At 65.9% G+C, this 23,631-nt stretch carries 23 protein-coding genes and 3 pseudogenes; 11 read left to right on the forward strand and 15 right to left on the reverse strand.

Going from position 1 to position 23,631, the window contains the following annotated elements:
- Window position 1 precedes the first annotated feature (1 nt).
- Both BMG07_RS08345 and BMG07_RS08350 read left to right on the forward strand, forming a co-directional pair.
- Window positions 2–1,294 carry a TRAP transporter large permease gene (locus BMG07_RS08345; RefSeq protein WP_198084151.1) on the forward strand — a complete coding sequence of 431 codons (1,293 nt, stop codon included), beginning with the start codon at window positions 2–4 and terminating at the stop codon, window positions 1,292–1,294.
- A 30-nt stretch (window positions 1,295–1,324) separates the two neighbouring features.
- Window positions 1,325–1,768: a type II 3-dehydroquinate dehydratase gene (locus tag BMG07_RS08350; protein WP_198084152.1), complete on the forward strand. Its 444-nt coding sequence runs from the start codon at window positions 1,325–1,327 to the stop codon at window positions 1,766–1,768.
- A gap of 24 nt (window positions 1,769–1,792) precedes the next feature.
- On the opposite strand, the pseudogene BMG07_RS44750 reads toward BMG07_RS08350, so the two are convergent.
- The 3 genes and pseudogenes from BMG07_RS44750 to BMG07_RS08360 all read right to left on the reverse strand — a co-directional run.
- A pseudogene (locus BMG07_RS44750) lies at window positions 1,793–2,009 on the reverse strand (IS630 family transposase); the annotation flags it as partial.
- Between the two features lie 163 nt (window positions 2,010–2,172).
- Window positions 2,173–2,934, reverse strand: a complete 762-nt coding sequence (locus tag BMG07_RS08355; protein WP_198084153.1) for a Fic family protein — start codon at window positions 2,932–2,934, stop codon at window positions 2,173–2,175.
- The gene (locus BMG07_RS08360; RefSeq protein WP_198084154.1) at window positions 2,912–3,568 is read right to left on the reverse strand and encodes a hypothetical protein; all 657 of its coding nucleotides are present in this window, start codon (window positions 3,566–3,568) and stop codon (window positions 2,912–2,914) included. Before BMG07_RS08360 ends, BMG07_RS08355 begins: the two co-directional genes overlap by 23 nt.
- Before the next feature lie 998 nt (window positions 3,569–4,566).
- Here BMG07_RS08360 and BMG07_RS08365 point away from each other — a divergent pair.
- The 4 genes from BMG07_RS08365 (at window position 4,567) to BMG07_RS08380 (ending at window position 7,012) form a co-directional block, all read left to right on the forward strand.
- Window positions 4,567–5,133 carry a helix-turn-helix transcriptional regulator gene (locus BMG07_RS08365; protein WP_198084155.1) on the forward strand — a complete coding sequence of 189 codons (567 nt, stop codon included), beginning with the start codon at window positions 4,567–4,569 and terminating at the stop codon, window positions 5,131–5,133.
- On the forward strand, window positions 5,130–5,306 hold the full coding sequence (locus tag BMG07_RS08370; protein ID WP_198084156.1) for a hypothetical protein: 177 nt from the start codon (window positions 5,130–5,132) through the stop codon (window positions 5,304–5,306). The genes BMG07_RS08365 and BMG07_RS08370 overlap by 4 nt, the downstream gene beginning before the upstream one ends.
- Before the next feature lie 174 nt (window positions 5,307–5,480).
- Window positions 5,481–5,789, forward strand: a complete 309-nt coding sequence (locus tag BMG07_RS08375; RefSeq protein ID WP_198084157.1) for a helix-turn-helix domain-containing protein — start codon at window positions 5,481–5,483, stop codon at window positions 5,787–5,789.
- Complete coding sequence (locus BMG07_RS08380) at window positions 5,786–7,012, forward strand: type II toxin-antitoxin system HipA family toxin (protein ID WP_198084158.1); 1,227 nt, start codon at window positions 5,786–5,788, stop codon at window positions 7,010–7,012. The genes BMG07_RS08375 and BMG07_RS08380 overlap by 4 nt, the downstream gene beginning before the upstream one ends.
- A gap of 30 nt (window positions 7,013–7,042) precedes the next feature.
- Here the strand turns inward: BMG07_RS08380 and BMG07_RS08385 are convergent, their stop codons facing one another.
- Window positions 7,043–7,732, reverse strand: coding sequence for a GntR family transcriptional regulator (locus BMG07_RS08385; protein ID WP_198084159.1), 690 nt, complete (start codon window positions 7,730–7,732; stop codon window positions 7,043–7,045).
- 105 nt (window positions 7,733–7,837) lie between these two features.
- Here BMG07_RS08385 and araD point away from each other — a divergent pair, with 105 nt between their 5' ends.
- From araD to BMG07_RS08400, 3 genes and pseudogenes are all read left to right on the forward strand, one after another.
- Window positions 7,838–9,565: an L-arabinonate dehydratase gene (araD, locus tag BMG07_RS08390; protein WP_198084160.1), complete on the forward strand. Its 1,728-nt coding sequence runs from the start codon at window positions 7,838–7,840 to the stop codon at window positions 9,563–9,565.
- Between the two features lie 56 nt (window positions 9,566–9,621).
- Window positions 9,622–10,331 (forward strand): annotated as a pseudogene (locus tag BMG07_RS08395) (ribonuclease activity regulator RraA).
- Window positions 10,332–10,363: 32 nt separating this feature from the next.
- Window positions 10,364–11,343 (forward strand): annotated as a pseudogene (locus tag BMG07_RS08400) (Bug family tripartite tricarboxylate transporter substrate binding protein).
- 134 nt (window positions 11,344–11,477) lie between these two features.
- Here the strand turns inward: BMG07_RS08400 and BMG07_RS08405 are convergent.
- The 9 genes from BMG07_RS08405 to BMG07_RS08445 form a co-directional block, all read right to left on the reverse strand.
- Entirely contained in the window at window positions 11,478–13,289 is a 1,812-nt protein-coding gene (locus BMG07_RS08405) for a tannase/feruloyl esterase family alpha/beta hydrolase (RefSeq protein ID WP_198084161.1), read from the reverse strand.
- A gap of 333 nt (window positions 13,290–13,622) precedes the next feature.
- Window positions 13,623–14,609 carry a tripartite tricarboxylate transporter substrate binding protein gene (locus BMG07_RS08410; protein WP_198084162.1) on the reverse strand — a complete coding sequence of 329 codons (987 nt, stop codon included), beginning with the start codon at window positions 14,607–14,609 and terminating at the stop codon, window positions 13,623–13,625.
- Between the two features lie 39 nt (window positions 14,610–14,648).
- Window positions 14,649–15,884, reverse strand: a complete 1,236-nt coding sequence (locus BMG07_RS08415; protein ID WP_198084184.1) for an acyl-CoA dehydrogenase family protein — start codon at window positions 15,882–15,884, stop codon at window positions 14,649–14,651.
- 23 nt (window positions 15,885–15,907) lie between these two features.
- Window positions 15,908–17,497, reverse strand: a complete 1,590-nt coding sequence (locus BMG07_RS08420; protein ID WP_198084163.1) for an AMP-binding protein — start codon at window positions 17,495–17,497, stop codon at window positions 15,908–15,910.
- 124 nt (window positions 17,498–17,621) lie between these two features.
- Window positions 17,622–18,647, reverse strand: coding sequence for a LysR family transcriptional regulator (locus BMG07_RS08425; RefSeq protein ID WP_198084164.1), 1,026 nt, complete (start codon window positions 18,645–18,647; stop codon window positions 17,622–17,624).
- Window positions 18,648–18,790: 143 nt separating this feature from the next.
- On the reverse strand, window positions 18,791–19,201 hold the full coding sequence (locus tag BMG07_RS08430; RefSeq protein ID WP_198084165.1) for an Hsp20/alpha crystallin family protein: 411 nt from the start codon (window positions 19,199–19,201) through the stop codon (window positions 18,791–18,793).
- 40 nt (window positions 19,202–19,241) lie between these two features.
- The gene (locus BMG07_RS08435; RefSeq protein ID WP_198084166.1) at window positions 19,242–19,679 is read right to left on the reverse strand and encodes an Hsp20/alpha crystallin family protein; all 438 of its coding nucleotides are present in this window, start codon (window positions 19,677–19,679) and stop codon (window positions 19,242–19,244) included.
- Window positions 19,680–19,757: 78 nt separating this feature from the next.
- Entirely contained in the window at window positions 19,758–20,114 is a 357-nt protein-coding gene (locus BMG07_RS08440; RefSeq protein WP_269758768.1) for a hypothetical protein, read from the reverse strand.
- A gap of 202 nt (window positions 20,115–20,316) precedes the next feature.
- Window positions 20,317–20,481: a hypothetical protein gene (locus BMG07_RS08445; RefSeq protein WP_198084167.1), complete on the reverse strand. Its 165-nt coding sequence runs from the start codon at window positions 20,479–20,481 to the stop codon at window positions 20,317–20,319.
- 125 nt (window positions 20,482–20,606) lie between these two features.
- Between BMG07_RS08445 and BMG07_RS08450 the strand changes: the two genes are divergently transcribed.
- Complete coding sequence (locus BMG07_RS08450; protein WP_198084168.1) at window positions 20,607–21,113, forward strand: GNAT family N-acetyltransferase; 507 nt, start codon at window positions 20,607–20,609, stop codon at window positions 21,111–21,113.
- 66 nt (window positions 21,114–21,179) lie between these two features.
- On the opposite strand, the gene BMG07_RS41765 is transcribed toward BMG07_RS08450, so the two are convergent.
- The gene (locus BMG07_RS41765; RefSeq protein WP_269758770.1) at window positions 21,180–21,317 is read right to left on the reverse strand and encodes a transposase domain-containing protein; all 138 of its coding nucleotides are present in this window, start codon (window positions 21,315–21,317) and stop codon (window positions 21,180–21,182) included.
- 337 nt (window positions 21,318–21,654) lie between these two features.
- Window positions 21,655–21,885 carry a PASTA domain-containing protein gene (locus BMG07_RS08460; RefSeq protein WP_198084170.1) on the reverse strand — a complete coding sequence of 77 codons (231 nt, stop codon included), beginning with the start codon at window positions 21,883–21,885 and terminating at the stop codon, window positions 21,655–21,657.
- A gap of 261 nt (window positions 21,886–22,146) precedes the next feature.
- Between BMG07_RS08460 and BMG07_RS08465 the strand changes: the two genes are divergently transcribed.
- On the forward strand, window positions 22,147–23,574 hold the full coding sequence (locus BMG07_RS08465; protein WP_198084171.1) for an FAD-binding oxidoreductase: 1,428 nt from the start codon (window positions 22,147–22,149) through the stop codon (window positions 23,572–23,574).
- Window positions 23,575–23,631 lie beyond the last annotated feature (57 nt).

A 23,631-nucleotide genomic window follows, 5' to 3' on the forward strand; every position in this document is an offset into this window, starting at 1 on the left:
GATGCCCAGCCATTTCACACTCTGCGTCATCGTCCTGGTGGTGCTGGCGATCCTGGGCCTGCCGATCGGGCTGTCGATGATCGGTGCCTCGATCTTCTATCTGCTCATCGCGGGCCTCGACCTCGGTACGGCCGCCGAGCAGATCCTGAACGGGCTGTTCAACAGCTACGTGCTGCTGGCGGTGCCCCTGTTCATTCTCGCGGCCGAACTCATGAACAGCGGCAGCCTGACGGACCGGTTGCTCAAGTTTTGCCTCGTCCTCGTCGGACGATTTCGCGGCGGACTGGGCCACGTCAATGTCGTGGCCAACATCATCTTCGCGGGGATGTCGGGGTCGGCCATCGCAGATGCCGTCGGCATCGGCAAGGTGATCATCGGCATGATGACGCGCAACGGTTACCCGATTGCGTACGCGGGCGCCATCACCGCCTCAGCCGCGGTCATCGGCCCGATCATTCCTCCGTCGATCCCGATGGTGATCTATGCGCTGGTGTCGGACACGTCGATCGGCTACCTCTTCCTGGCCGGGGTCATCCCCGGGCTCTTGCTGGGCGTGGCCTTCATGATCACCAACGCGTTCATCGCCCGGCGGCGCAACTACCCGGTCGAGCCGCCGGTGCCGATGCGCGAGATTCCGCGCATCACGCTCGACGCACTGCCTGCGCTGATGTTGCCCGTGGTCCTGCTGTTCGGCATCTACGGCGGCGTCATGACGCCCACCGAAGGCGCCGCGGCCGCAGCGGCCTACGCGCTGCTGGCGTCCGCCCTCATCTATCGCTCGATGACATGGCGGCAGCTCTACAACGTGTTGCTCGGCAGCGCCCGGTCGACAACTTCGGTCGGTATGTTGATCGCGGGCGCCCTGGTCTTCAACTACGTGGTCACGATCGAGCAGATCCCGCTGTCGGTGCAGCAGTTCATCAGCGGCTTTCACCTGACGCCGCTGGTCTACCTGCTGCTCGTGAATGCAATCCTGCTGGTGCTCGGCTGCCTGCTCGAAGGCTCCACGATCCTGCTCATCATCGTCCCGATATTGATTCCCGCGGCGAAGGCGCTCGGCATCGATCCGGTGCACTTCGGCGTGGTCGTGGTGGTCAACATCATGCTGGGCCTGCTGACGCCGCCGTTCGGCTTGCTGCTCTTCGTGGTGGCCAACATGACCAAGCAGACGCTGATGGCTCTGGTGCGCGAGGCGCTGCCCTTCATCGGCATGGCCATCGTCGTGCTGGCGATCATCACGTTCATCCCCGAAACCGTCCTGTGGCTGCCGCGCCTGATGGGCTACAAGGGATAAGCCGGGATCCCGTTCTCACCGCACTCATCCATGACCAAGCCAATCTTCATCCTGAATGGGCCGAACCTCAATCGTCTCGGCAAGCGCGAGCCCGCTATTTACGGCAAGACCACACTCGCCGAGATCGAAGCCATGTGCCGAGACGAAGCCGGCATGGTCCCGGTGGAGTTTCGCCAGTCCAACAGCGAGACCCTGCTGATCGACTGGATTCACGAGGCCATCGACACGGGCAGTGCGATTGTCATCAACCCGGCGGCCTATTCGTTCACCTCGATGGCCATCATGGATGCCCTCAAGATGTTTCCCGGTCCGGTCATCGAGGTCCACATCTCCAACATCCATCGCCGCGAGGAAATCTACCACCACTCGTACATGTCCAGCGTTGTCACCGCAGTGATCGCCGGCCTCGGGCCCGGTGGGTACCGGGCGGCCATCAAGGCAGCATTGGAAATGCTTGGCGACGGGACTGCCTGAGCGCCAGTGTCGTGAGTTAGAAGTTCGCAGACAAAACCTCTGGACACTGGCGAGGATGTCTTCGGCGGTCTTCGACCAGACAAAGGATTCGGCTTGGCGTTGTTGATCTCGAGGCTCGACCTGGTTGAGCCTCGACGCCGAGGTCGGGGTTGAAGTGCACGTGAAAGCGCGCATGACGCGTCAGCCGTGATCTGATCGACGCCGTCTTGGGCGTGCCGTCGTTGTCCATGACCGAGTGGATGCCCGAAACGCGCCATGCGGCGTGGACTCCGCTGCGCCTGGTCGTGCCATGCTGAGTGTCCAAAGCGATACGAAGTTCGAGGATGGTGCATGCGTGAACACGCATGGCTATGCAGTCGGCTCACTGAGCTCGCAACCCATGAGCGTGCGGAGGCGGGCCGCAGTCAGGCGCGGGTCTCGCCTGTTGTGTCCCGCTCCTCACCTCTAGAGCGTTTCGTCTCAAGGTACGACGCCATCGCTTTCTCGTCGCTCGCATCGTAGGTGATGTCGTCCGCACTGGCTGCGGTCAGCCCGTCCAACCCTGGCAGCTCGCGAAGTTGCGTGACCAGATCATCGGCTCGGCCGGACTTCCGCACGAATGGCGCGAGGTAGGAATCCAGGTGCTTGGCATCGGGGTGCTTCAGTTCAGCGGTCAAGGCGCCCAAGTACGCTGCTTTGTTTGTCGATGGCCAGTCGATCAGGATCTCGGCGCGACGGCACAGCTCGGTGTGCACCAGCATCATGGCGCGGCCGTTGCCGTCGAGGAATGGATGCGCCCATGCAAAGGCGCCCATGACCGCCCCGGGCCGCTGGCGCATACGCTCCACGTCGTTGCCCATGGTCAGGCCCCATTGCACCGCTTGGCCGATGAGAGCGGCTTGCTCGAAATCGACGACGCCGCCCTTGCTGACTTGGGTCGCAACGGCCAACTGTTGACGGTCCTGCCCAGCCCACGGATAGAACTCCCGGAAGAGAATCGCGTGGACCTCGCGAAAGTGTGCGTAGGCTACGGGCCCTCGGATCGCACGCAGAAAGGCAAGTGCCTCCTCGAGATGGGCCTCGAAGAAGACCTTCTCCTGCGCCTTCACCAGATCGATATCCTGCTCAGCTTCGATGTTCCTGAGGTAGCCGGCTGTGCTGAAGTCACCGAACGGATCGAACGGCATTTTTCTGCTCTCTCATGTGGTTCGTCATCAGCCGCGCGAGCTGCGCCCCATTGATGACCGACTTCTTGCGCAGGGATGCGAGGAGCTTGCCAGTAGCGTCGAGCCGCTCATCGTCGCCAGCCAGACGTGTGACCGCTTCAGCGAAGTCATCCAGCCGGGTGCGCTGGAAAACGACCCCGTGAGCCGCAGCCAAACTCGCAACGTAGGTCGACACATCTTTGACGGGGAGTTGGGCCACATCGCTAGGAAGCTTGAATGCCGCCGCACGTCGCTTGCGCCGAGGCGGCACTCCACCCGCAGAGGCATTCGCCAGCACGTTGGCGAACTTGGCCTCAAACTTCGGCAGACCACCACCGGAGTCGACCCGACGGATGGCGGCGGCGCGTCCCGTCTTGGCCAGGACTTCGTCGGCAATGACCTGGGGAGGTGCAGCGAGCTCCACTGCGCCGTGCGAATTGCGGCGGGTCCTGGCATATACGCCGGGGGCAAGACGCATCAGCCGGCCTTCTCCAATGAGGCGCTTGATGGCTTCCGTGAGTTGGCTCTTGCCCCCAAGTCGCGCGAGTTCACGTCGGAGCACGACGTGATCGGCGCGCTTGCTCAGCGACATCTGCAGCTTGCTCTCGAGTTTCATGTTGCCTCCGGGTCCAGAGCCGCAACGTGGCCCTACCTTGTTGATTTTATCAGTGCTTATTTTTTCTTATTAATCAATCGACTAGGACGTTTTCCCGTGCCGGCCTCCCGGCCTGCTTCGCCCGGTATGTGAAAGCGGTGGCTCTTCGCCAAGTTGTACAAATACACAGCCCTGAGCACTTCGAAGTCGATGGCGCGCCAGGCGGATCGCGACACAGAACGACTTGGCCACCAGAACCGGCAGACACAACGCTGGTGTGTCGTCGATCTCCAGACAGGACGTGCCGCGAAGTTCAAGCGGCAGCGGAGAACTGGGCCAGCAGCCTGGACGCGTCAGGCTGCGCGGGAGGGCGGCCGGTCTCGGCACCCCGCAGCGCGTGCTCGACCTGATCCAGGGACTGCCGGACACCGCCTCCGCACCCACTCGATTTGAGACACTGCAGTCAGAAGCTGCAAGGGCGCGCAAACTCATTTCCTTTGAGCCGGCCAGCGGACGTCCGGCTCGCTTCCTCGATGCCAAGTCCGCATGGGGTCGGTACCAGGCAGCCCAAGCGACACGACTTGCGCAAGCCCCGGGTATGCCCCGGGTAGCTGCCTCTTTTTACTCCTGCGAGAACTTGGGTTGACGGCCGGTAGCTGGAAGGTCTGCTTCGGGCGACATCGTGCTTCTCGAGAGCTCCGGCGGCATGCGGCTCTGACAGATCGCCCGGACTCCAATCCGACGGGAGGCAGAGGAAGAAAAGCGCGGACTGCAGGCACAGCGCCAAGCACTCGCACCGATGCCGCTGTCGGGCGATTGCTGGGGCTTGGGCGCTGTCGGGCATGGCAAGCCGCGCTTGTCGCTTCGCCGCTCCCTCGGTGGTGCAGATCGCCTCCATGCGCAAAAAATTCGCGGATCGAAGCAGTCAACATGGGGGGTGCCCTAGGCCGCCTCGCAAAGTACAAACGCTTGAGCGGTTCGATGGTGCTGCGCGTTGAAGCCGGCGATCGGCGAACGACGTGACATTGAAATTTCTCCACAAGGTGCTGGCGCCGCCGGGCGTGCTCATGGCGTTCAAGCTTGTCTTCTTCGTGCAACTGGCCCGTTTGGCTTCGCGCAGTTCGGTGCATGCGCTGCGCGTGGGGTGGCCTGCACCCAACCTCTCGGAAGCGGGCAGGAGCGCATATGCCGACAGGTTCGGCGCTCCGGTCGAAGACCTGCGCGTTCCGACGGTTGTGTTCGCGACAGAGGACGTGCGCCGCCCGTTTTTGACGGCCAACCACGGCATGTGGAAGTTCTTCGAACCGGCATTGCGCCAGTGGCTCGCCGACCTGGGAAGCCATGCCAGCGAGCGCTTGCGCAGCGCATTGCTCGAAGCACTGCCTGCTGGTGAGTTGTCCATGCAGGCAGTCTGCAAGAAGCTTGGTTTGAGCACACGCACACTTCAGCGGCGGCTGCAGGTGGAAGGAAGCATCTTTCAGCAAATCCTCGACGCGCTGCGCAACTCTTGGGCACAACACGACCTGCGAAGCTCATCGATGTCCGGCGCATTCGAGGGCCGCTTCCAAGCCTGGTATCACCGATGACTGACTCGGCCATGGGCCTGAAGCCCGTCGTGCGCGAAAGTCAGCCTGGCTGGATGCAAAAAGGATGGCTGATGCCCGCCGAACGACGCAATGAGGATGCCGAGCGCTGCCAACATCTGGATGAACCCGAGCAACGCCGAAGCAGCACCTGCTTGAGTCGCGAAGGGCGCTAGCGAAGGTGGCACAACGGATGCCAGCCGGGATGAGCCTTCCCTGACCTCGCCGCGCGAGCCGTGCGGCAAAGCGCTCAAGCGCGGCCTGCGGAGCATCCCGGCAGATTGACGTCGCACCATAAACACCAGAATAATGGTATTTAAGCTGGATTCTTGCCGATAATAGCAATAAATATGGACTTTGAATTTTCCATTGCCGAAGAAGTGTGCGCCGAGCTCGGGGCGCGCATTCGCGCGCAGCGGCTCATGCAGGGGATCAGCCAGCGCGACCTGGCGCAAAGAGCGGGGGTGTCCTACGGGACCGTACGCCACATCGAGACCACGGGCCAGGCCTCGATGGATTCCTTCATCCGCGTCGTGCATTCTCTGGGTCTGATCGGCGAGCTGCAGTCGCTGTTCAAGCTCAATGTCAGGAGCATCGCCGATATGGAGAGTGCCCAGGGCCCCTCCCGCAAGCGCGCGCCTCGAAGGCCTCGACCATGAAGAAGCTGGATGTTCGCTACCAGGGCTGGGCGCAGGACTGGTCGCTGGGCACGCTGGCCGACGACGGGCGCGACGTGCTGTTCGAATACTCCGAGCGCGCACTCGACGAGAAGCTGGAGCTGTCTCCGGTTCGCCTCAAGCTCCGGCGCCAGGCCTATGGCAACTTCCCGCAGCATCTGTTCGGCCTGCCGGGCCTGATCGCGGATGCGTTGCCGGACGGCTGGGGACGGCTCGTCCTGGACCGGTTGGCCCGCCGCAGCGGCATCCGTCCTGCGCAGCTGTCTTCGCTGGACCGCCTGGCCTTCGTCGGAACGCGCGCCATCGGCGCGCTGTCCTTCGAGCCGGCGACTGCGCCGCCGCTCGAAGACCACGACGTGGCGCTGCTGACACTCGCCACCGAGGCCCAACGGGTGCTCTCAGGCGAGGAGTCCGAGGCGCTCGGGGAACTGGCGATGCTGGGGGGCTCGCCCCACGGCGCGCGGCCCAAGGTTCTGGTGCATCGAACCCAGGACGGGTACATCAGCACGAGCGCCCAGCCGGGTTCGCAGGCCTGGCTGGTGAAATTTCAAGCGGCCGGCGAGCCCAAGGAGGTTTGCGCCCTGGAGGACCTGTACGCCCAGCTCGCACGCGAGTGCGGCGTGGACATGCCGCGCACCAGCCACACGGACCTGGGTCCGGAACTGGCCGCCTTCGCCACATGCCGATTCGACGTCGAAGACGGCATGCGGGTGCCCACGCACACGCTGGCGGGACTGCTGCACGCCAACTTTGCGATGCCGGGTTCGGTCGACTACACCACGTTCTTGCGCGCCACGCGCGTGCTCACTCGCGATGAGCGCGAGGTCAAGAAGGCCTTCGGTCGAGCCGTGTTCAACGTCGTGTTCAACAACCGCGACGACCACCCGAAGAACTTCAGCTTTCGCCTGGACCGGGACAGGACCTGGAAGCTGGCGCCGGGCTATGACCTGACATTCAACGAAGGCCCTCGCGCAGAGCATCAGATGGACATCTGCGGCGAAGCGCGCACCATCAGGCGCGCGGACCTTCTGCAACTGGCCGCCCAGGGCGGCCTGGACACCGGGTGGGCCGACAAGGAGATCGACCTGGCCCGGGACGTCGCGACGCGCCTGCGGGTCCGCGCGCAAGACTTTGGTCTGGAGGGTCCGTTCACAAAGAGGATCGCCCACCAGGTCGACGCCAACGCGAAGCACCTGATGCCCTAGCCCGCGCGGCGAGGCAAGAGCGCCTGGGCATCAGGAGACCACGTAGTCCGGATACTGCTTGCAGATCTCGTTCACCGCGCTCAGCGTGCCCGAGAGATGCTTGCGAAGCGCGGCCTGAGCGGCGGCCGAATCCTTCGCCTCGATGGCACGCACGATGGCGCGATGGTCGCGCAGGATCGCCTCGGTCTTGCCGGCGGTGGGCAGGTGCAGGCGCCGCAAGCGGTCCACGTGCCCGGACACCCGGCCTACAAGGTCCCACAGACCCAGCACGCCGCCGGCTTCGTACATCAGGCGATGGAACGCGCGATCGGCGTTGACGAAGTCGCCGTAGCGCTGCGACGCGGCAAGCGCCGACTGCTGGGCGATGACGCCTTTCAGTTGCTCGACCAGTCCCGGTGACTCCTGCTGCGCCAGTTGATGCACCAGCTCCAGCTCGATGGAGCGGCGCAGAAAGTGCGCCTCGCGCGCGGCTGCCATGTCGATGCGGCTGACCAATGTCGCATGCTGCGGGAACACGTCCACCAGCCCTTCTTCGCTCAGGCGCAGCAGCGCCTCGCGCACCGGCGTCTGGCTCACGCCGAAGCGGTCCGCCAGCTCCTGCCGCGCCAGCACGGTTCCGGGAACGAGTTCGAGTGCGAGGATGGCTTCGCGCAATTTCTCCAGCACCTGGGGCGCGGCAAGGCGTGTGCGGTCGAGTCGGATCTTGGGAGTGGCGCTCATCGCCGGTGATTGTGTCATTGACGCACTAATATACTAGTGTTTTAATTTCCGGATTGCCATCGGCAAGGCGGCGTCCACCGTGCGGCGCCCGTGGAGACAACCCTGATGAAACGCCCCTACGAATCCCTGCGCAGCGCCCGCTGGTTCGCGCCCGACGACTTCCGCTCCTTCGGCCATCGCTCGCGCGTGCTGCAGATGGGCTACAGCTATGCCGACTGGATGGGCAAGCCCGTGATCGCCGTCGTCAACACCTGGAGCGACGCCAACCAGTGCCACTCGCACTTCAAGCAGCGCGTGGAAGACGTCAAGCGCGGCATCCTGCAGGCGGGCGGCTTCCCGCTGGAGCTGCCGGCGATCTCGCTTTCGGAGAGCATGGTCAAGCCCACCTCCATGCTCTATCGCAACTTCCTCGCGATGGAAACCGAAGAGCTGCTGCGCAGCCATCCGGTGGACGGCGCGGTGCTGATGGGCGGCTGCGACAAGACCACGCCCGGCCTCGTGATGGGCGCGCTGAGCATGGGCGTCCCCTTCATCTACCTGCCCGCCGGTCCCATGCTGCGCGGCAACTGGAAGGGCAAGGTGCTGGGCTCGGGCTCCGACGCCTTCAAGTACTGGGACGAGCGCCGCGCCGGTCGGCTGGGCGAGCAGGCCTGGGCCGAGATGGAGGCCGGCATCGCGCGCAGCCATGGCACCTGCATGACCATGGGCACGGCCGCCACCATGATGGGCATCGCCGAAGCAGTCGGCCTGAGCCTGCCGGGCGCCTCGAGCATTCCCGCAGCGGATGCCAACCACATCCGCATGAGCGCCGACTGCGGCCGCCGCATCGTCGAGATGGTGTGGGAAGACCTCACGCCCGCGAAGATGCTCACGCGCGCCAACTTCGAGAACGGCATCGCCTGCGCGATGGCCATGGGCTGCAGCACCAACGCCGTCGTGCACCTGATCGCAATGTCGCGCCGCGCCGGCCACGCCGTGAGTCTGGACGACTTCGACGCCTTCAGCCGCCGCGTGCCCGTCATCGCCAACATCCGGCCCAGCGGCGACGCGTACCTGATGGAAGACTTCTTCTACGCCGGCGGCCTGCCCGCGATGCTGGAGCGCATCCGCGGCCACCTGCACACCGAAGCGCTCACCGTCAACGGCCGCACCCTCGGCGAGAACATCGAAGGCGCCGAGGTCTACGACGACGACGTGATCCGGCCGCTGTCCGACCCTATCTACGCCGAAGGCGCCCTGGCCGTGCTGCGCGGCAACCTGGCGCCCGACGGGGTGGTGATCAAGCCCAGCGCCTGCGCGCCGCACCTGCTGCGGCACACCGGTCGCGCGCTGGTGTTCGACGACTACCCCGCGCTCAAGAAGGCCGTGGAAGACCCTGAGCTCGATGTGACGGCCGACGACATCCTGGTGCTGCGCAACGCCGGCCCGCGCGGTGCCGGGATGCCGGAGTGGGGCATGCTGCCGATTCCCACCAAGCTGCTGAAGCAGGGCGTGAAGGACATGCTGCGCCTGTCGGACGCACGCATGAGCGGCACCAGCTATGGCGGCTGTCTGCTGCACTGTTCGCCCGAGGCCGCCATCGGCGGTCCGCTCGCACTGGTGAAGACCGGCGACCGCATCGCCGTGGACGTGCCCGCGCGGCGCATCCACCTGGACATCGGCGATGAGGAACTCGCGCGCCGCAAGGCGCAGTGGACACCGCCGCCGCCGCGCTACGAGCGCGGCTACGGATGGATGTTCGGGCGCCACATCAAGCAGGCCAACGAAGGCTGCGACTTCGACTTCCTCGAGACCAGCTTCGGCAAGCCGGTGCCCGAGCCCGACATCTTCTGACCCGCCCCGCAACTTCGACCACCCGATTTCATTTCAATCGACAACGGAGACGACACGTGAATCCAGTCACCCGCGAGCTGCTCATGAAAGTGAGCACCGCCACCCTGTGCACGGCCCTGTTCAAGCGCGGCCTGCGCCACCAGTTCATCCAGGACGTGCGGCCGCTCGACCCCGGCCTGCCCAACATGGTGGGCGAGGCCTTCACGCTGCGCTACATGCCGGCGCGCGAAGACCTCAACCCGATCAGCGTCTTCCTGGACCGCGACCATCCGCAGCGCAAGGCCGTGGAGCAGTGTCCCGAGGCGCGGTGCTGGTCATCGACAGCCGCAAGGACGCGCGCGCCGCATCGGCCGGCGGCATCCTGGTCACGCGGCTGATGAAACGCGGCGTGGCCGGCGTGGTCACCGACGGCGGCCTTCGCGACAGCCCCGACATCGCGAAGCTCGGCTTTCCCGCCTACCACCAGCGACCCAGCGCGCCGACCAACCTCACGCTGCATCAGGCCATCGATATCGATGTGCCCATCGGCTGCGGCGACGCGCCCGTGTTCCCCCGCGACGTGGTCGTGGGCGATGCCGAAGGCGTGATCGTCATTCCGGCCCACATGGCCGACGAGGTTGCGGCCGAAGCCACTGAGATGACCGCCTTCGAAGACTTCGTGCAGGAGAAGGTGCTCGAGGGCCGCTCCATCCTCGGCCTCTATCCGCCCACCGACGAGCAAAGCCGCAACGACTTCGCGGCGTGGCGCCAGACCACGGGCCGCTGAGCCCATCGGCAAAAATCCAAGGACACAAAGTCATGCAATTCCTCCGCCTCGCCGCGGCGCTGCTTTCGGCCGCGCTCGTTCCTGTGGCCGCCATGGCCCAGGCCCCCGAATGGCCCACCGCCAAGCCGATCGTCTACGTGGTGCCCTTCACCCCCGGCGGCTCCACCGACATCGTGGGCCGCACGCTGGCGCAGAAGCTGGGGGAAAGCCTCAAGCAGTCGGTGGTGGTCGACAACAAGCCCGGGCAGGCCGGCGGCATCGGCGCGGCCTATGTAGCCAAGGCTGCACCCGACGGCTACACGCTCTTTGGCGGCACCATCAGCACGCACGCCATCAACGCCAGCCTCTACAAGAAGCTGTCCTACGACCCGATGAAGGACTTCGAACCCGTCTCGCTGGTCGCGCGCCTGCCCAACGTGCTCATCGTCAACAGCCAGCTCGGCGTGAACTCCGTGGCCGAACTGGTGGCCCTGCTGAAGAAGGACGAGAGCAAGCGCACTTTTGCCTCTTCGGGCGCCGGCACCTCCACCCACCTCGCCGGCGAAATGTTCGCGACCTCGTCGGCGTAAAGCTCACCCACGTGCCGTACAAGGGCACGCCTCCGGCCCTGACCGACGTGGCCGCGGGGCAGGTGCCGTTCATGTTCGACCAGGTGACGGCCGCGCTGCCGCTGGTAAAAAGCGGCAAGCTCAAGCTGCTGGCCGTGACCACCGCCAAGCGCATTGCGCTGGTGCCCGACCTGCCGACCATGATGGAGTCGGGCATTCCGGGCTTCGAAATGTCGTCGTGGCAGGCGGTGTACGCGCCCAAAGGCACGCCCAAGCCCATCGTGCAGCGCCTCAACGCCGAGATCGTGAAGGCGCTCAAGCAGCCCGACGTGCAGGCCAAGCTCTCGGGCCAACTTGCGATGGAGCTGGTGGGCAGCACGCCGGAAGAACTGCGCGACCACATGGCCAGGGAGATTCCGCGTTGGGCCGAACTGGTGAAGAAGTCAGGCGCGGCGGCCGACTGAGCAGGCAACGACCAACGTCCATCGCATCGCGGCGGATGGCAAGCTGACGGCGGTGATCACCGCCGTCCTTGCTTCAGCCTGCCAAGCGCTTGGCTTCGTCTGCCATAGACCTGATTGCGCAGACGCCCAAGGAGTCAGGGCAACGATGCGACACAGCGATAGCTTTCAGCCTTCGTCACATCGCCCGACAGATACGCCGGGTGGTTCGGGTAACGGCACATGGGGCGCGTCGCAAGCGTGGCAAAAGGGGCGGCGGGCGCGTTGCGCACCTGCACGAGTGCGTCGGCCGGCGCGCTGCCGCCGGTCACCCAGTTGTCGAGCGTCGTGAGCAAATCGTGATTGGTGGGAATTTCGGTGCCTGTCGTGAGGCTGGCCGCCGTACCGCCGTGGTTCGATGCCGGTGACACGTAAAGGCGCACGAACTCGTCGACGACCGGCTGGGTCAGCTTGTCGACCACGCTGCGGTAATACTGAATGCCCGCCACCGGGCTCTGAGCCCAGTCGCCCGCGTTCTCGCGGATGATGAGCTTGCCGCCTCGCGCGCGGAAAGCCGCAAGATCCGGATTGGTCGAGTCCATCAGCGCCGACACCTCCTGAACGCGCGATTTGAAGTTCGCGGCGTTCCATGTGCGGATGTCGAAAGCGGCGTTCTTCGCGATCACATAGCGCGCGTAGCTGCTGCCGTAGATCACACCGCGGGCGTCTGCCGCAGTCGGTGGCAGGTTGGGCGCTTTGCCGGTCGTCACCCAGCGTCCCACGCCCTCGCCGCCGAGTTGGATCTCACCGCCGTACAGGCGGCCCGGATAGGTGGTGAGGCCGTTGGCAAGAGGAAAAGGCATCACGGTCGGCCCGTACGATGCCTTGAGGACGGCGAGTTGCGCATCGGACAGGCAGGTGTCCCCCGTGTCCTTCCCGCCCGGGCAACGCAAGGTCTGCAGGTCGACGCGCGAGGGGCAGGCAAGGTAGTTGCTCACCACGCCGTCCGCGCTGTTATCGAGCGCGTCGCACGCGGTGTTCACGTAATTGGCGAGCACGCGCACCTTGCTGGCGTTGATGGCCCCTCCGGCGAACTGCGGCAACTGGTAGTTGACGAAGCCGTTGAAGAGCCCTGTCCATTGAATCACCGGCACGACGGAGACGATGCCATCGAAATCCTGCGGGTAGCGCTGCGCCATGGTGAGGCCCTCGCGCCCGCCCTCCGAGCCGCCGTAGAAATACTGTCTGGACGGTGCGCGCCGGTAGTACTGCCGCATCAACACGTGCGCGACGTCCTTGACTTTCTTGTATGACTGATGCGCAAAGTTCAGCAGCATCTCGTCATTCAATGCGAATTTGGCGGGGTCGGTCGCTCCGTAAGCCGTGCCGTCGTGACCGGAGTCGGTGCCGAAGGTCGCGAAACCCTGGGTGATCGGCTGCGCCTGGCCAGGCGCAGCGTCGCGAAGCGCGGCGACTGCATCGACGAGCGTGCCGTTGAAGCCGCCGCCTCCGACCATGACGGCTTTTCCATTCCAAGTGGTGGGCAGGTTGAGTTGGAAGCGAATCGGATCGGCACCCGCGGAGAGCGGAGCGATCGAGCCCTGCACCTTGCAATATTCGGAGAAAGAAGGCGAGGTGGTGACAGCCGGGACGAGCACGGCGGACGACACGGTTGCGCTGCCGCTTGCCAGCCCGATCTGCCCCGCGGCGACCGTAGTGCCGGCCATGCCGGCGCAGGTCCGAGCAAGCGAGGTCTTGTCCGGTACGGCCAGAAAGGCCGTACTGCCGCACGCGGAAAACAGCGTCACGCAGGCGATAAGGCTGGCTACGCCAATCCAGCGGCGTGGATGAGTTTCTCTCGTCATACATGTCTCGGGTTCGGCTTCATGGGATGCGCCCACACCTCGAAATCGATCACACACGCGGATCACCGATACGAAGGGTTCTGCCTCGCAAAAACTGCGCTTCATGGCTTCATCACAGCTCATGCTCTCTGGGCGCATGAAGTACTTTGCCCGCACCTTGCAGAGACTCCCCTCGGATAAACCCGCCTCTAGGGAATACGCCGTGCACTGGGAAGTGCCGTCAGGCGACGAGTGCCGCATCGTTCGCGCGCGCCGGCACCTGGGCGCTTCGCCGCTGGCAAGACGTCGCGACCGTCACTCTTGCGCTTCACAACCAATCGGCGCACACGGCCTTGCGCAGGACCTCCTGTGCGTTGCTGCTGAAACGCCCGTTCACGGGCACCTCCTTGAGCGCGGAAATACCGTCGAGAGGCCGCAGGCGTTCGCTGTCGCTCGGAGCTACAGCGGCGCAATCTTCGCGCTCGCCATCATCCGCCCCGTCAGGTCGATCTCGTCGCGAATCACCTGCAGGTAGCCTTCGGGGGTGGACGGCGCGACCTGGCTGCCCTGCTCGGTCAGCGCGGCGATCACCTTCGGGTCTTTCAGGATGCGGCTGAACACCTCGTACAGGCGGTGGGCAATGGCATCGGGCGTGCCGGCGGGCAGCGACAGGCCTCCCCACGACGTGAGCTCCACGCCTTGCAGCCCCTGCTCGTCCAGCGTGCGTACCTCGGGCAGCGTGGCGTTGCGCTTCGACGCGGCAACGCCCAGCGGCCTGAGCTTGCCCGCCTTCACGTGCGGATAGGCCACCGCAAGAATGGGCATGCCGAAGGTCACCTGGTTGCCCAGCACCGCATTCACCAGCTCCGACGCGCCCTTGTACGGCACATGCGTGGCGCTGATCCGCGCGGCATTCAGGAACAGCTCCACGCCCAGGTGCGACGGCGTGCCCACGCCGCCCGACGCGTAGTCGAGCTTGCCGGGATGAGCGCGCGCCCGGGCGATCAGGTCCTGCAGGCTCTCGATGCCCGATGCGGGGTTGACGATCAGCAGCACATCCGCTGTCGTCAGGCGCATCACATGGCGGAAGTCCTTCATCACGTCGTAGCCGGGGTTCTGGTACATCCGCGCGTTCGCGGCCATGGGGCCGGCGGAGTAGATCCAGGTGTAGCCATCGGGCGCGGCGCGCGCCACCTGCCGCGCGCCGATGTTGCCCGCGGCGCCGCCCTTATTCTCGATGATGATCGGCTGCCCCAGCAACGGTCCGGCCGCTTCCGCGAGGATGCGGGCGCCGGTGTCGGGACCGGTGCCGGCCAGGTAGGGAACGACCCATTTGATGGGCCGGCTGGGCCAGTGGCCGGAGGCGCGCACCGCCGTGGCCAGTGGCAGCAGCGGCGAGGCTGCGAGCGCGCGGCACAGCGCGCGACGGGTGAGGTCGGTGTTCATGGTGCTCTTGTCTCCTGATACTTGTTCTTGCGCCGGCGGCTACTTCGCCTCGCCGATCAGCTCGCGCGCGATGATGTTCTTCTGGATCTCGCTGGTGCCGGTCAGCACGCGGTACATGCGCAGCATGCGAAACAGGAACTCCACGCGGCGCCCCTGCACAATGCCTTCGCCGCCATGGATCTGCACCGCCGCGTCGGCGATGCGGAAGGCCGACTCCGAACAGAACAGCTTGGCCATCGACGCATCGGCGCGTGCGTCGCCGCCGGCGTCGAGCTGGCGCGCGGTCGAGATCATCAGCGCGCGCGCCGCCGCCAGTTGCGTCGCCATGTCGGCCAGCGAGTGCTGGATCGCCTGGAACTGCGCGATCGGCTGGCCGAACTGTCGGCGCGTGCGGGCGTAGTCGCGCGCGTCCTTCAGCGCCACCGTGGCCAGGCCCACCATGCCGGGGCAATGCAGCAGCCGGTTCACGGTGATGCGCCCGAGCGCCAGCGCGAGCCCCCGGCCCGGCTCGCCGATCAGGTGTGCGGCCGGCACGCGGCAGTCGGTCAGCACGATGTCGCCGGTGGTCGATTGGCCGGCCATCGTCTTGTAGCCCGACTGCACTTCCACGCCGGGCTGGCCCAGGTCGACGAAGAAGGCCGAGACCTCGCGCCGCTCGGGGCTGTCGGAGGTCGAGGCCATCAGCACCGCGTAGTCCGCGAAAGGCGAGCCCGAGATGAAGCGCTTGCGGCCGTTGAGAACGTAGGTGTCGCCTTCACGCCGCGCCTGGGTCTGTACCGCGCCCGCGTCGGAGCCCGCCTCGGCCTCGGTGAGCGCGAAGCAGATGGCTTTCTCGGCCTGCGCCACCGGCAGGATGAATTTCGCGAGCTGCATCGGCGAGGCAAACCGCGCGAGCGCGCCCACGCGCGGCGGGCCGCTGAGTTCGCCGAACACATGCGGCGCGAGCGGCGACCCGCTCGCATAGATCGACTCCTTGATGAGCACGTGGTCGAGCAGCGACAGCCCCAGGCCGCCCATCTGCTCGGGCAGCGTCATGCCGTAGAAGCCGAGCGCGTGCGAGCGTCGCCACACGCGCTGCAGCGTCGCCTTGCCGGGGCTGCGCTCGTGGTCGATGCCCTCCTCGCGCACCAGCGCGGCAAGCTCGCCGTTCAGGAAATCACCGATGCGGGCGATCAGTTCGGCGGCGCGCGGCGAGCCTTCGAAGGGGCCGTCGAACAGCGGCGAGCGCACGTCGGCGGCCAGGGTGAGCTCGGGTGCCGTGACTTCTGCATTCATGGTGTGCATGGTGTTCATCGCGCTCAGTTCACGCGGCGGTCTTGCCCGGCCCAGTACGGTGCCTGGATGGCCTTGCGTGCGATCTTTCCGTTGGCGTTCTTCTGCAGCGCGTCGACGAACTCGATGCGCCGGGGCCGCTTGAAGCCGGCGAGCCTTTGGGCGCAGAAGGCGTCCAGCGCTGCCGCATCGGCCGCCACTCCGGCTCTGAGCACGATGTGCGCGGCCACGGCCTCGCCCCACTTGTCGTCGGGCACGCTGAACACGCAGGCCTCGTCGACCGCCGCGTGCTGGTAAAGCACGGCCTCGACCTCCGAGGGATACACGTTGAAGCCGCCGCTGATGACCATGTCCTTCTTGCGGTCGACGATGTAGATGTAGCCCTCGTCGTCGGCGCGCGCGAGGTCGCCGGTGTGATAGCGGCCGTTCTTCAGCACCTCGGCCGTGAGCTCGGGCGCGCGCCAGTAGCCCGCGAACACGTCGGCCCCGCCGACCACGATCTCGCCGATTTCGCCCGGCGCGACCGGCTGGCCTTCGTCGTCGCGGATGTCGACCTGCGACTCCAGGAACGGCCGCCCGCACGAGGCCAGCCGCTCGGGCATTGCGGCGCGCGCGAACAGGTGGTCGTCCACGCTCAGGCCGCACACGCCCGATGTGGTCTCGCCCGCGCCGTACCCCTGGGACAGCACGGGGCCGAACACGTCCATCGCCTGCATGATGCGGGCCGGCGCCATGGGCGCCGCGCCGTAGCCCAGCCGGTGCAGGTCGGGCAACGGGCGGTACCGGCCCTGCACTTCGGCCAGCAGCATGTTGATCATGGTGGGCACCATGAAGGTGTGGGTCATGCGCTCGTGCTTCATCTCGGCGATGAAGCGCGCGGGCTCGAAGCCCCCGAACAACCGGATCGTCGCGCCGCTGCACAGCGCGGGCACGAGCTGCATGCCGGACGCATGCGTGATCGGCCCGACCAGCCCCAGCAGGTCGCCGGGGCGCGGGTTGTCGGGGCGCATCAGGAACTTGCGCAGCTGCGCGAGCCGGTTGCCGAAGGTCTGCATCGCGGCCTTGAGCACGCCGCTGGAGCCCGAGGTGTAGTGCAGCACGGCGAGCTCGTCCGCAAGCACGCGCGCGGCGGTGAAGCTGTCGCTGGCGCGCGCGAGCAGGCCTTCGTAGGAGGCCGGCGAGTTCTCTGCGGCATCGAGCAGCAACAGGCGCGGCGCCGCGCCCTTCAGGTGCGCCAGGAAGCTCTCGGCCCGATCGGCGGTGGTGACGATCAACGCGGCCTCGCTGTTCGCGATGACCTCGGCCACCTCGACGGGCGCGAGCCGCGCGTTGATGGGCGCCTTCACCAGCGCGGCCTTGTAGCAGGCCAGCTCCAGCTCGACGATCTCGATGCAGTTGGGCAGGTACACGCCCACGCGCTCGCCGCGCTGCAGGCCAAGGCCGCACAGCGCGTTGGCCAGCCGATTCGAGCGCTGCTCCAGCTGCTGGTAGGTGACGGCGCGCGACGCGCTCGTGACGGCAAGGCGCCGCGCGTGGATGCGCGCGGCGCGGGATACGAGCGCGCCAACGTTGGCGATCTCAGGGGTGGCGGGGGGCAGCAAAGTCGTCTCCTTCATGCGCGTGCCGCAAGCACGCTGTGAGGACGACTTTCGCAGCAGAAGACGCGCGACAACAAATACCGATTGCTGATGCACGGCCATCAAAAAAGATGATGGCCGGCCTGCTGCGGTGCGTTCGCCGCTATGGCCCGGTGGCCTTGGCGCGCTTGCCGAACAGGAACTCGGCCTCCCAGCGGCCGGCATCGATCAGCGCGCGCGCTTCTTCGACCAGCACGTCCCGCACGGCGCGGGTCGCGGGGTCTGCCTCGCGGGCCGAGGAGGTCGCCAGGAAGTAGGTGCGCGCCAGGTCCGGCTGCACCACGCGGGCCGCGAGCCAGCCGCTGCCGGCGGGCGGCGCATCGGCCATGGCGCAGGCCGGCGAGAAGGTAAAGCCCGCGCCCGCCAGGTAGAGCGAGCGGATGACGCGGGCCGAATCGTGCTCGTGCGCGATGTTGAGTTCCAGCCCCAGGTCGGCCGCCGCCTCCTCGACGCTCGCGCGGATGCTGAAGCGGCGCGACTGCAGCACCAGCGGCAGGCTGGCGGCACGCGCAAAAGGCAGCTCGGGCCGCTGCACCGCGCCGGCGTTGCCGCGTCTGCCCTTTTGCTTCTGCTGGCCGGCCGGCGGCTGCGTCATCGCGGCCACTTCGCCGGTCGCGTCGAAGCCGCAGATGAACATCGGCTCGCGCACGAAGGGCTTCACGTCGAGGCCGTTGACGTACTCGGTATCGACCAGCAGGCCGATGTCCGCCCGCCGGTCCACCATGGCCTTGCGCACCATCAGGCTCAGGTCATCGAGGACGAACACGCGGATGCGCGGATGCGTGCGCTTGAGCCGCGCGAGCACGGGGCCAAGCAGCAGCGAAGCCAACAGAAAAGGCACCGCGACGGTGACCGAGCCCTCCAGGCCCTCCGGCGAGCGCTGCAGGCGCTCGCGCATGGCGCTGGCGTCGGACAGCAGCTTGCGCGCGTCCTGATAGAGCTGCAGGCCGGCCGCCGTGGGCGTGACGCCCGCGTGCGAACGCTCGAACAGCTGCGTGCCGAGCTCGGTCTCCAGCTTCTTGATCTGCGCCGTCAGCGCGGGCTGCGCGACGTACAGGGCCACAGCGGCGCGCGAGAGGCTGCCGGCCTCCAGGACGGCGATGAAGTAGCGCAGCGATCTGAGTTCCATGGGCCGGAGATTCTCCACCCGCGCAGGCGCCGGCTGCCGTCCACCGGCTGCGGAATCGCGAATGCGGGGGAATGCGGACAAGAGCCTGGCGCTTCGGACACGACGGGAGCGGCCCCAAGGCCGCCCCGCCGACGTACAACGCCTTATGCGACCTGGATGTCGATGCGCCGGGGCTGCGCATGCGCGGCCTTGGGAATGCGCAGCCGGAGCACGCCCTGCGCCAACTCGGCGCTGACGTTCTGCGTGTCGAGTTCCTTGCTCAGCGTGAAGACGCGGCGGAACCTGCCCAACCCCACCTCGGTGTGGCTGGTCTGCAGGCCCTGCGGCGTCGCCAGATCGGCCTGCGCTTCGATCGAGAGGGTGCCGCCCTCGACGTGCAGGTTCAGGTTCTCGCGGCTGACGCCCGGCAGGTCCGCATAGAGCGAGATGCCCCCTGCGTCCTCCACGACGTCCACGGGCGGCGTGAGCGCGGGCTCGGCATGCGAAGCTGCGCTCTCGCGTTGCGAAACCCGGCTCTGGTCGGCAGGCGAAGAGGTCTGGATGTTGCTGTTCATGGCATGGTTCCTTTCCTGAAGGCGCTGAAGTCTTTGAAGGTCACTGGATGGCGATGCGCCGCGGCTGCGCGCTCACGCGGCGCTGCACCGTGATGCGCAGCACGCCGTCGCGCAACCGCGCCTCGACCGCCTCGGGGTCCGCGTCTTCCGGCAGGGTCATCACGCGGCGGAATTTCCCGTCGAAGCGCTCGTTGATGTGCACGGCCGCCTTCTCGCCCTCTTTCGGCAAAGCGCTTTGGCGTTCGCCGGAAATGGTCAGGAGCCCGCGCTCAAGATGGACCTCCAGCGTGGCCGGATCCACGCCCGGTGCAAACGCGTAGATCTCGAGCGCCTGCGAGGTACTGCCCACATTGAGCGCTGGAAAGCCGTTTGCGGCGAAACCGCGGATCGAAGGTGACAGGTCGAACGCCTGCTGCATGTCGCGTTGCAGGCGATCGATCTCGGCGAACATGTCGCGGGGAAACAGGGAACGGTACATGGCTAAACCTCCACGAAAGTTGGATGCAGCGCCGACGCGGCCGCCGGCGCGTTCACGCAGGGTGGCGCTTGACAGGGGTCAGGGCTGGGCGCGCCCGTCGACCTGCGAGCGGGCATTGCGCTCGGGCTGCGCGCGGCGCAAGCCCAGGTCGATGCGGGGTACGGTCTTGATGCGCGGCATCCGGAATCGCCAGCGCGGCGCACTGGCCTGCGGATAGCTGAATTTCGCAAGCTCCTCGCGCCCTTTCTGGGTCACGGCCAGCACTTGCGCCGCCGAGGGGGTGCCCGACAGGCTCGAGGGATCCGAGGGAGAAGGCACCAGTGCGACGACGAGGCCGGCGGCGCGAAGCAGCCTGACCTGGTCGATGTCGTCGGTGCGATAGAAAGTCACCGGCAAGCGGGACGTGGCGATTTGCCTGAGCAGGTTCATGGTCATATCAAGCCTCCTTTTCGGTTGACCAGGTTCCAACGGAATTCGACGTGTGTTCGCTTTGCGCAGTTTCAAGAGCTCGGCGGCAAAAAATCTGCAGTGGCCGGCGCACGCCCACAGCGGCTTCGGCGGCGACGCGGGGGAGGATGATGCGCACCTGCCGCGAGACGTACGTCAGACAGAATCCATTGCAGCAGCCGGCCGCGTCTCACATGACGGCGACCGCACGCAGCCCACGGCGCTTCACCCGGCGAGCGGCCGCTTCAGCCAGCCCTTGCACACAGTCCCTGCGCGTCGACTCGTTGATCGGCACCACGCGGGTGTGCCGCGAGAGCCGTGAACTCGTCCAGAACAAGTATCTGTTGAATTCCATGGACTCCTGACCTGCGGGGGCTGCCGATAAAAACCCGGACGGGTTTGATGCCGTCAATCCGGTCGGCGAGCAGCTCTCCCGCCTTGGCGTGTCAACAGGCTCTGGATCGTCGAGGTAAGCTCACGATGTCAAGCCACGACCCGACGTTCGAGATGACGGCCACGCCCACCAACAAACCCATGCTGATACGACGTGCCGTGCCAGACGACGCCCCAGTCATCAGCGCCTTGATTCTCTCGCTCGCGCATCACTTCCTGTTGAATCCCGACGGGTCCGGCGCGGATGTATTTCTCTCGGCCCTCGGGCCCGAAGGCATGGTGCGCAACCTGACCGCGGCTGAGCTCGACTACTACGTCGCCATGGCCGGAAGTCAACTGATGGGCCTTGTTGCGGTTCGTCGCAACACTCATCTATTCCATCTCTTCGTTGGCGAGGAATTCCAGAGAAGGGGTGTCGCAAGAGCGCTTTGGTCTCATGTGAAGGAGGCTTACGGATGGCCTTGCGCATCGGTGCCCACGACAGTTAACTCGACGCCGTACGCCCTGGCCTTTTATGAACACGTTGGATTTCGGGCTTCAGGCCCCCGCGTGGAGACGAATGGAATTGCTTTCATCCCCATGCAACTGACGTAAGTCGGTCCCGCCAATCATGGGTCGGCGCTCGACGCTTCAAGGAAGTCAGTCGATTTGCCGAGCGGGTCAGTGCACGGATTGCCAGGTGTGTGTCAGTAGTTCGCAGGTGCGGCTGTCCAACTGCGTTGGCATGCGAGTGAGCACGTCTCTGAGGCAGGCCCAGGGATCACGACCGTGCAGCTTCGCCGACTGCACGAGGCTCATCGCGATCGCGCCGCGCCGGCCTGCCCACTCGCTGCCCGCAGACAGCCAGGCCTTGCATCCCCTTGGCCAGGGCCGCACGGGATGCTTGATGCTGTGGTTGTCGATGCTCACCCTTGCTGAACGTGCGCGGCAAGGAGGTCTCAACCTGATCGGGCAGGCAGTATCCCAGGCATGTGAAGAACTCCTTGGTCTCGCGGATAGCGGCAGAGAACGTGCGGAATCAGCGGCACTTCGCGTCGTAGTTCACGACGTTCGGCAGGTCCTGCTCGCCCGCGGTAACGAGCGACAACGTGCCGGCCGCGCTGGTGTAGCTGAAGCTGCAGTACGCGAGGCCCGTTCACGCGCAGGACTCGATCTCGACGATGCCGCGCTTGATGAACCCCGCCTTCCGCGATTCACCATCCGCCTTGGCACGCACAGGCCGCCAGCCCTTGTCGGCCAGCGCCTTGCGCGCCTTGTCGATCGGCATGCTGTAGACGTTCGGCACCTCAATGTCTCGGAAGAACCTGCTGACTTCACAACGAGAAATGGCCAGCCCTTTGGGTAATTCGGACAGCCGCGCCAGCACATTGCACTCGGGGTCGGAGGTAATGCGCGACTCATACCGTGCTTCAAGGGCCAGTCCGCACCCATTCGCGGCACGAGGCTGGGCGCTCGCTCCCTCTCGTTTGGAGATGAACCCTTCTCGAATTTGTATGGATCTCCCGCGTTAACCCGCGGTGGCAAGAACCGACGATTTCGAGACCATTGGACGGCAGACGGGCCAGCCCCAATGCAGGTTCAACGGGACACGCCGTTTCCTTATTGATTCACCCAAAAAGAAAGCTCCATGGGCGTTACTTCCTCCCCCTCCGGCCAAGGCACACAAGGCTCCGCTCGACGCTCGCCGTCAGCGGCGTTGCTCGAGTGCCTGCGGAAAAATTTCGGCGAACGTTTGTCCACGAATCGCGCCGTTCTACTTCAACACGGAAGCGATGAGTCCGCATTCGCGCCAAAGCCTCCAGACGCGGTGGTTTTCGTGCAGAGCACGCAGGAAACCGCCTTCGTGGTGCGCGCCTGCGCTGAGGAACGCGTTCCCATCATCGGCTTTGGCACAGGCTCCTCGGTGGAGGGCCACGTGCTGGCGGTACACGGCGGCGTCTGCGTCGACTTCTCTCAGATGAACAAGGTGCTGGCGATACGGCCCAGCGACCTCACCGCCACGGTCGAGGCCGGCGTGACGCGCCACCAACTGAGCGCGGCGTTGGCGGGAACAGGCTTATTCTTTTCGGTTGATCCCGGCGCCGACGCGTCTATCGGCGGAATGGTCGCCACCGGCGCGTCCGGGACCAACACCGTGCGCTACGGCACCATGCGCGAGAACGTGGTCAATCTCACCGTGGTAACCGCCAAGGGCGACATCGTGCGCACCGCCTCCCGTGCGCGCAAGAGTTCGGCCGGCTACAACCTGACGCAGATTTACTGCGGCTCCGAAGGCACGCTGGGGCTGATCACCGAGGCCAGCATTCGCCTGCACCCCCAGCCCGAGACGGCAGCGGCCGCTGTTGTCAATTTTCCGAGTGTGCGCGCGGCTGTCGACAGTGTGATCGAAGCCATTCAGCTCGGCGTGCCTCTCGCGCGGGCCGAATTGTTGGACGCGCTCACCATTCGCGCGGTCAACGCTCACAGCCGCACCAGCCTGTTTGAACGTCCAACGCTCTTCCTTGAATTCGTCGGTAGCAAGGCGCAAATTGAGGCGCAGGCCGCGCTCATGCGTGAGATAGCCGATGTCCATGGCGGTGGCTCCTTCGAATGGGCGCTTCATCCCGAAGACCGCTCGCGCTTGTGGACACCGCGCCACCACGCCTACTTCGCCTGCCTGCAACTCAGGGCGGGCAGCCGCAGCATCACCACCGACGCGTGCGTGCCGCTTTCCGAGCTTTCGGCATGCATCGACGAGACGCAGGCGGATATCCAGGCGCATGGACTGCTCGCGCCGATCCTCGGTCATGTGGGAGATGGCAACTTCCACTGCGTGGTGCTGATCGATCCTCTGGATGCGGCACAGTACGACGCTGCCGAAGCCTTCAGTCGTCGGCTGGTCGCGCGCGCATTGCGCTGCGGCGGGACGTCGACTGGCGAACATGGCGTTGGCCTGCACAAGATGCGCTATCTGCAGGACGAGCATGGGGCTGAGGGCGTGGCTCTGATGCGCGCGCTCAAGCACGCCCTGGATCCGGACGACATCTTCAACCCCGGAAAAGTCATCCCTGTCTGAGTCCTGTCCGCTTGCCACGCAGGGTTCCGGCCAGCCCCCGCACCTAGAATGATCGAG

Source organism: Variovorax sp. E3 (assembly GCF_016082275.1).
In the GTDB taxonomy this organism is placed as follows: Bacteria; Pseudomonadota; Gammaproteobacteria; order Burkholderiales; family Burkholderiaceae_C; genus Variovorax.

Bases quoted from the DNA above. Each gene is read 5' to 3' on its own strand.
- BMG07_RS08415 (WP_198084184.1), bottom strand. From the start codon at position 15,884: ATGAATGCAGAAGTCACGGCACCCGAGCTCACCCTGGCCGCCGACGTG.
- BMG07_RS08450 (WP_198084168.1), top strand. From the start codon at position 20,607: ATGTCAAGCCACGACCCGACGTTCGAGATGACGGCCACGCCCACCAAC.
- BMG07_RS08440 (WP_269758768.1), bottom strand. From the start codon at position 20,114: ATGACCATGAACCTGCTCAGGCAAATCGCCACGTCCCGCTTGCCGGTG.
- BMG07_RS08435 (WP_198084166.1), bottom strand. From the start codon at position 19,679: ATGTACCGTTCCCTGTTTCCCCGCGACATGTTCGCCGAGATCGATCGC.
- BMG07_RS08375 (WP_198084157.1), top strand. From the start codon at position 5,481: ATGGACTTTGAATTTTCCATTGCCGAAGAAGTGTGCGCCGAGCTCGGG.
- BMG07_RS08345 (WP_198084151.1), top strand. From the start codon at position 2: ATGCCCAGCCATTTCACACTCTGCGTCATCGTCCTGGTGGTGCTGGCG.
- BMG07_RS41765 (WP_269758770.1), bottom strand. From the start codon at position 21,317: ATGAGCCTCGTGCAGTCGGCGAAGCTGCACGGTCGTGATCCCTGGGCC.
- BMG07_RS08410 (WP_198084162.1), bottom strand. From the start codon at position 14,609: ATGAACACCGACCTCACCCGTCGCGCGCTGTGCCGCGCGCTCGCAGCC.
- BMG07_RS08420 (WP_198084163.1), bottom strand. From the start codon at position 17,497: ATGAAGGAGACGACTTTGCTGCCCCCCGCCACCCCTGAGATCGCCAAC.
- BMG07_RS08385 (WP_198084159.1), bottom strand. From the start codon at position 7,732: ATGAGCGCCACTCCCAAGATCCGACTCGACCGCACACGCCTTGCCGCG.
- BMG07_RS08360 (WP_198084154.1), bottom strand. From the start codon at position 3,568: ATGAAACTCGAGAGCAAGCTGCAGATGTCGCTGAGCAAGCGCGCCGAT.
- BMG07_RS08370 (WP_198084156.1), top strand. From the start codon at position 5,130: ATGACTGACTCGGCCATGGGCCTGAAGCCCGTCGTGCGCGAAAGTCAG.
- BMG07_RS08380 (WP_198084158.1), top strand. From the start codon at position 5,786: ATGAAGAAGCTGGATGTTCGCTACCAGGGCTGGGCGCAGGACTGGTCG.
- BMG07_RS08430 (WP_198084165.1), bottom strand. From the start codon at position 19,201: ATGAACAGCAACATCCAGACCTCTTCGCCTGCCGACCAGAGCCGGGTT.
- araD (WP_198084160.1), top strand. From the start codon at position 7,838: ATGAAACGCCCCTACGAATCCCTGCGCAGCGCCCGCTGGTTCGCGCCC.
- BMG07_RS08405 (WP_198084161.1), bottom strand. From the start codon at position 13,289: ATGAAGCGCAGTTTTTGCGAGGCAGAACCCTTCGTATCGGTGATCCGC.
- BMG07_RS08350 (WP_198084152.1), top strand. From the start codon at position 1,325: ATGACCAAGCCAATCTTCATCCTGAATGGGCCGAACCTCAATCGTCTC.
- BMG07_RS08355 (WP_198084153.1), bottom strand. From the start codon at position 2,934: ATGCCGTTCGATCCGTTCGGTGACTTCAGCACAGCCGGCTACCTCAGG.
- BMG07_RS08445 (WP_198084167.1), bottom strand. From the start codon at position 20,481: ATGGAATTCAACAGATACTTGTTCTGGACGAGTTCACGGCTCTCGCGG.
- BMG07_RS08425 (WP_198084164.1), bottom strand. From the start codon at position 18,647: ATGGAACTCAGATCGCTGCGCTACTTCATCGCCGTCCTGGAGGCCGGC.
- BMG07_RS08465 (WP_198084171.1), top strand. From the start codon at position 22,147: ATGGGCGTTACTTCCTCCCCCTCCGGCCAAGGCACACAAGGCTCCGCT.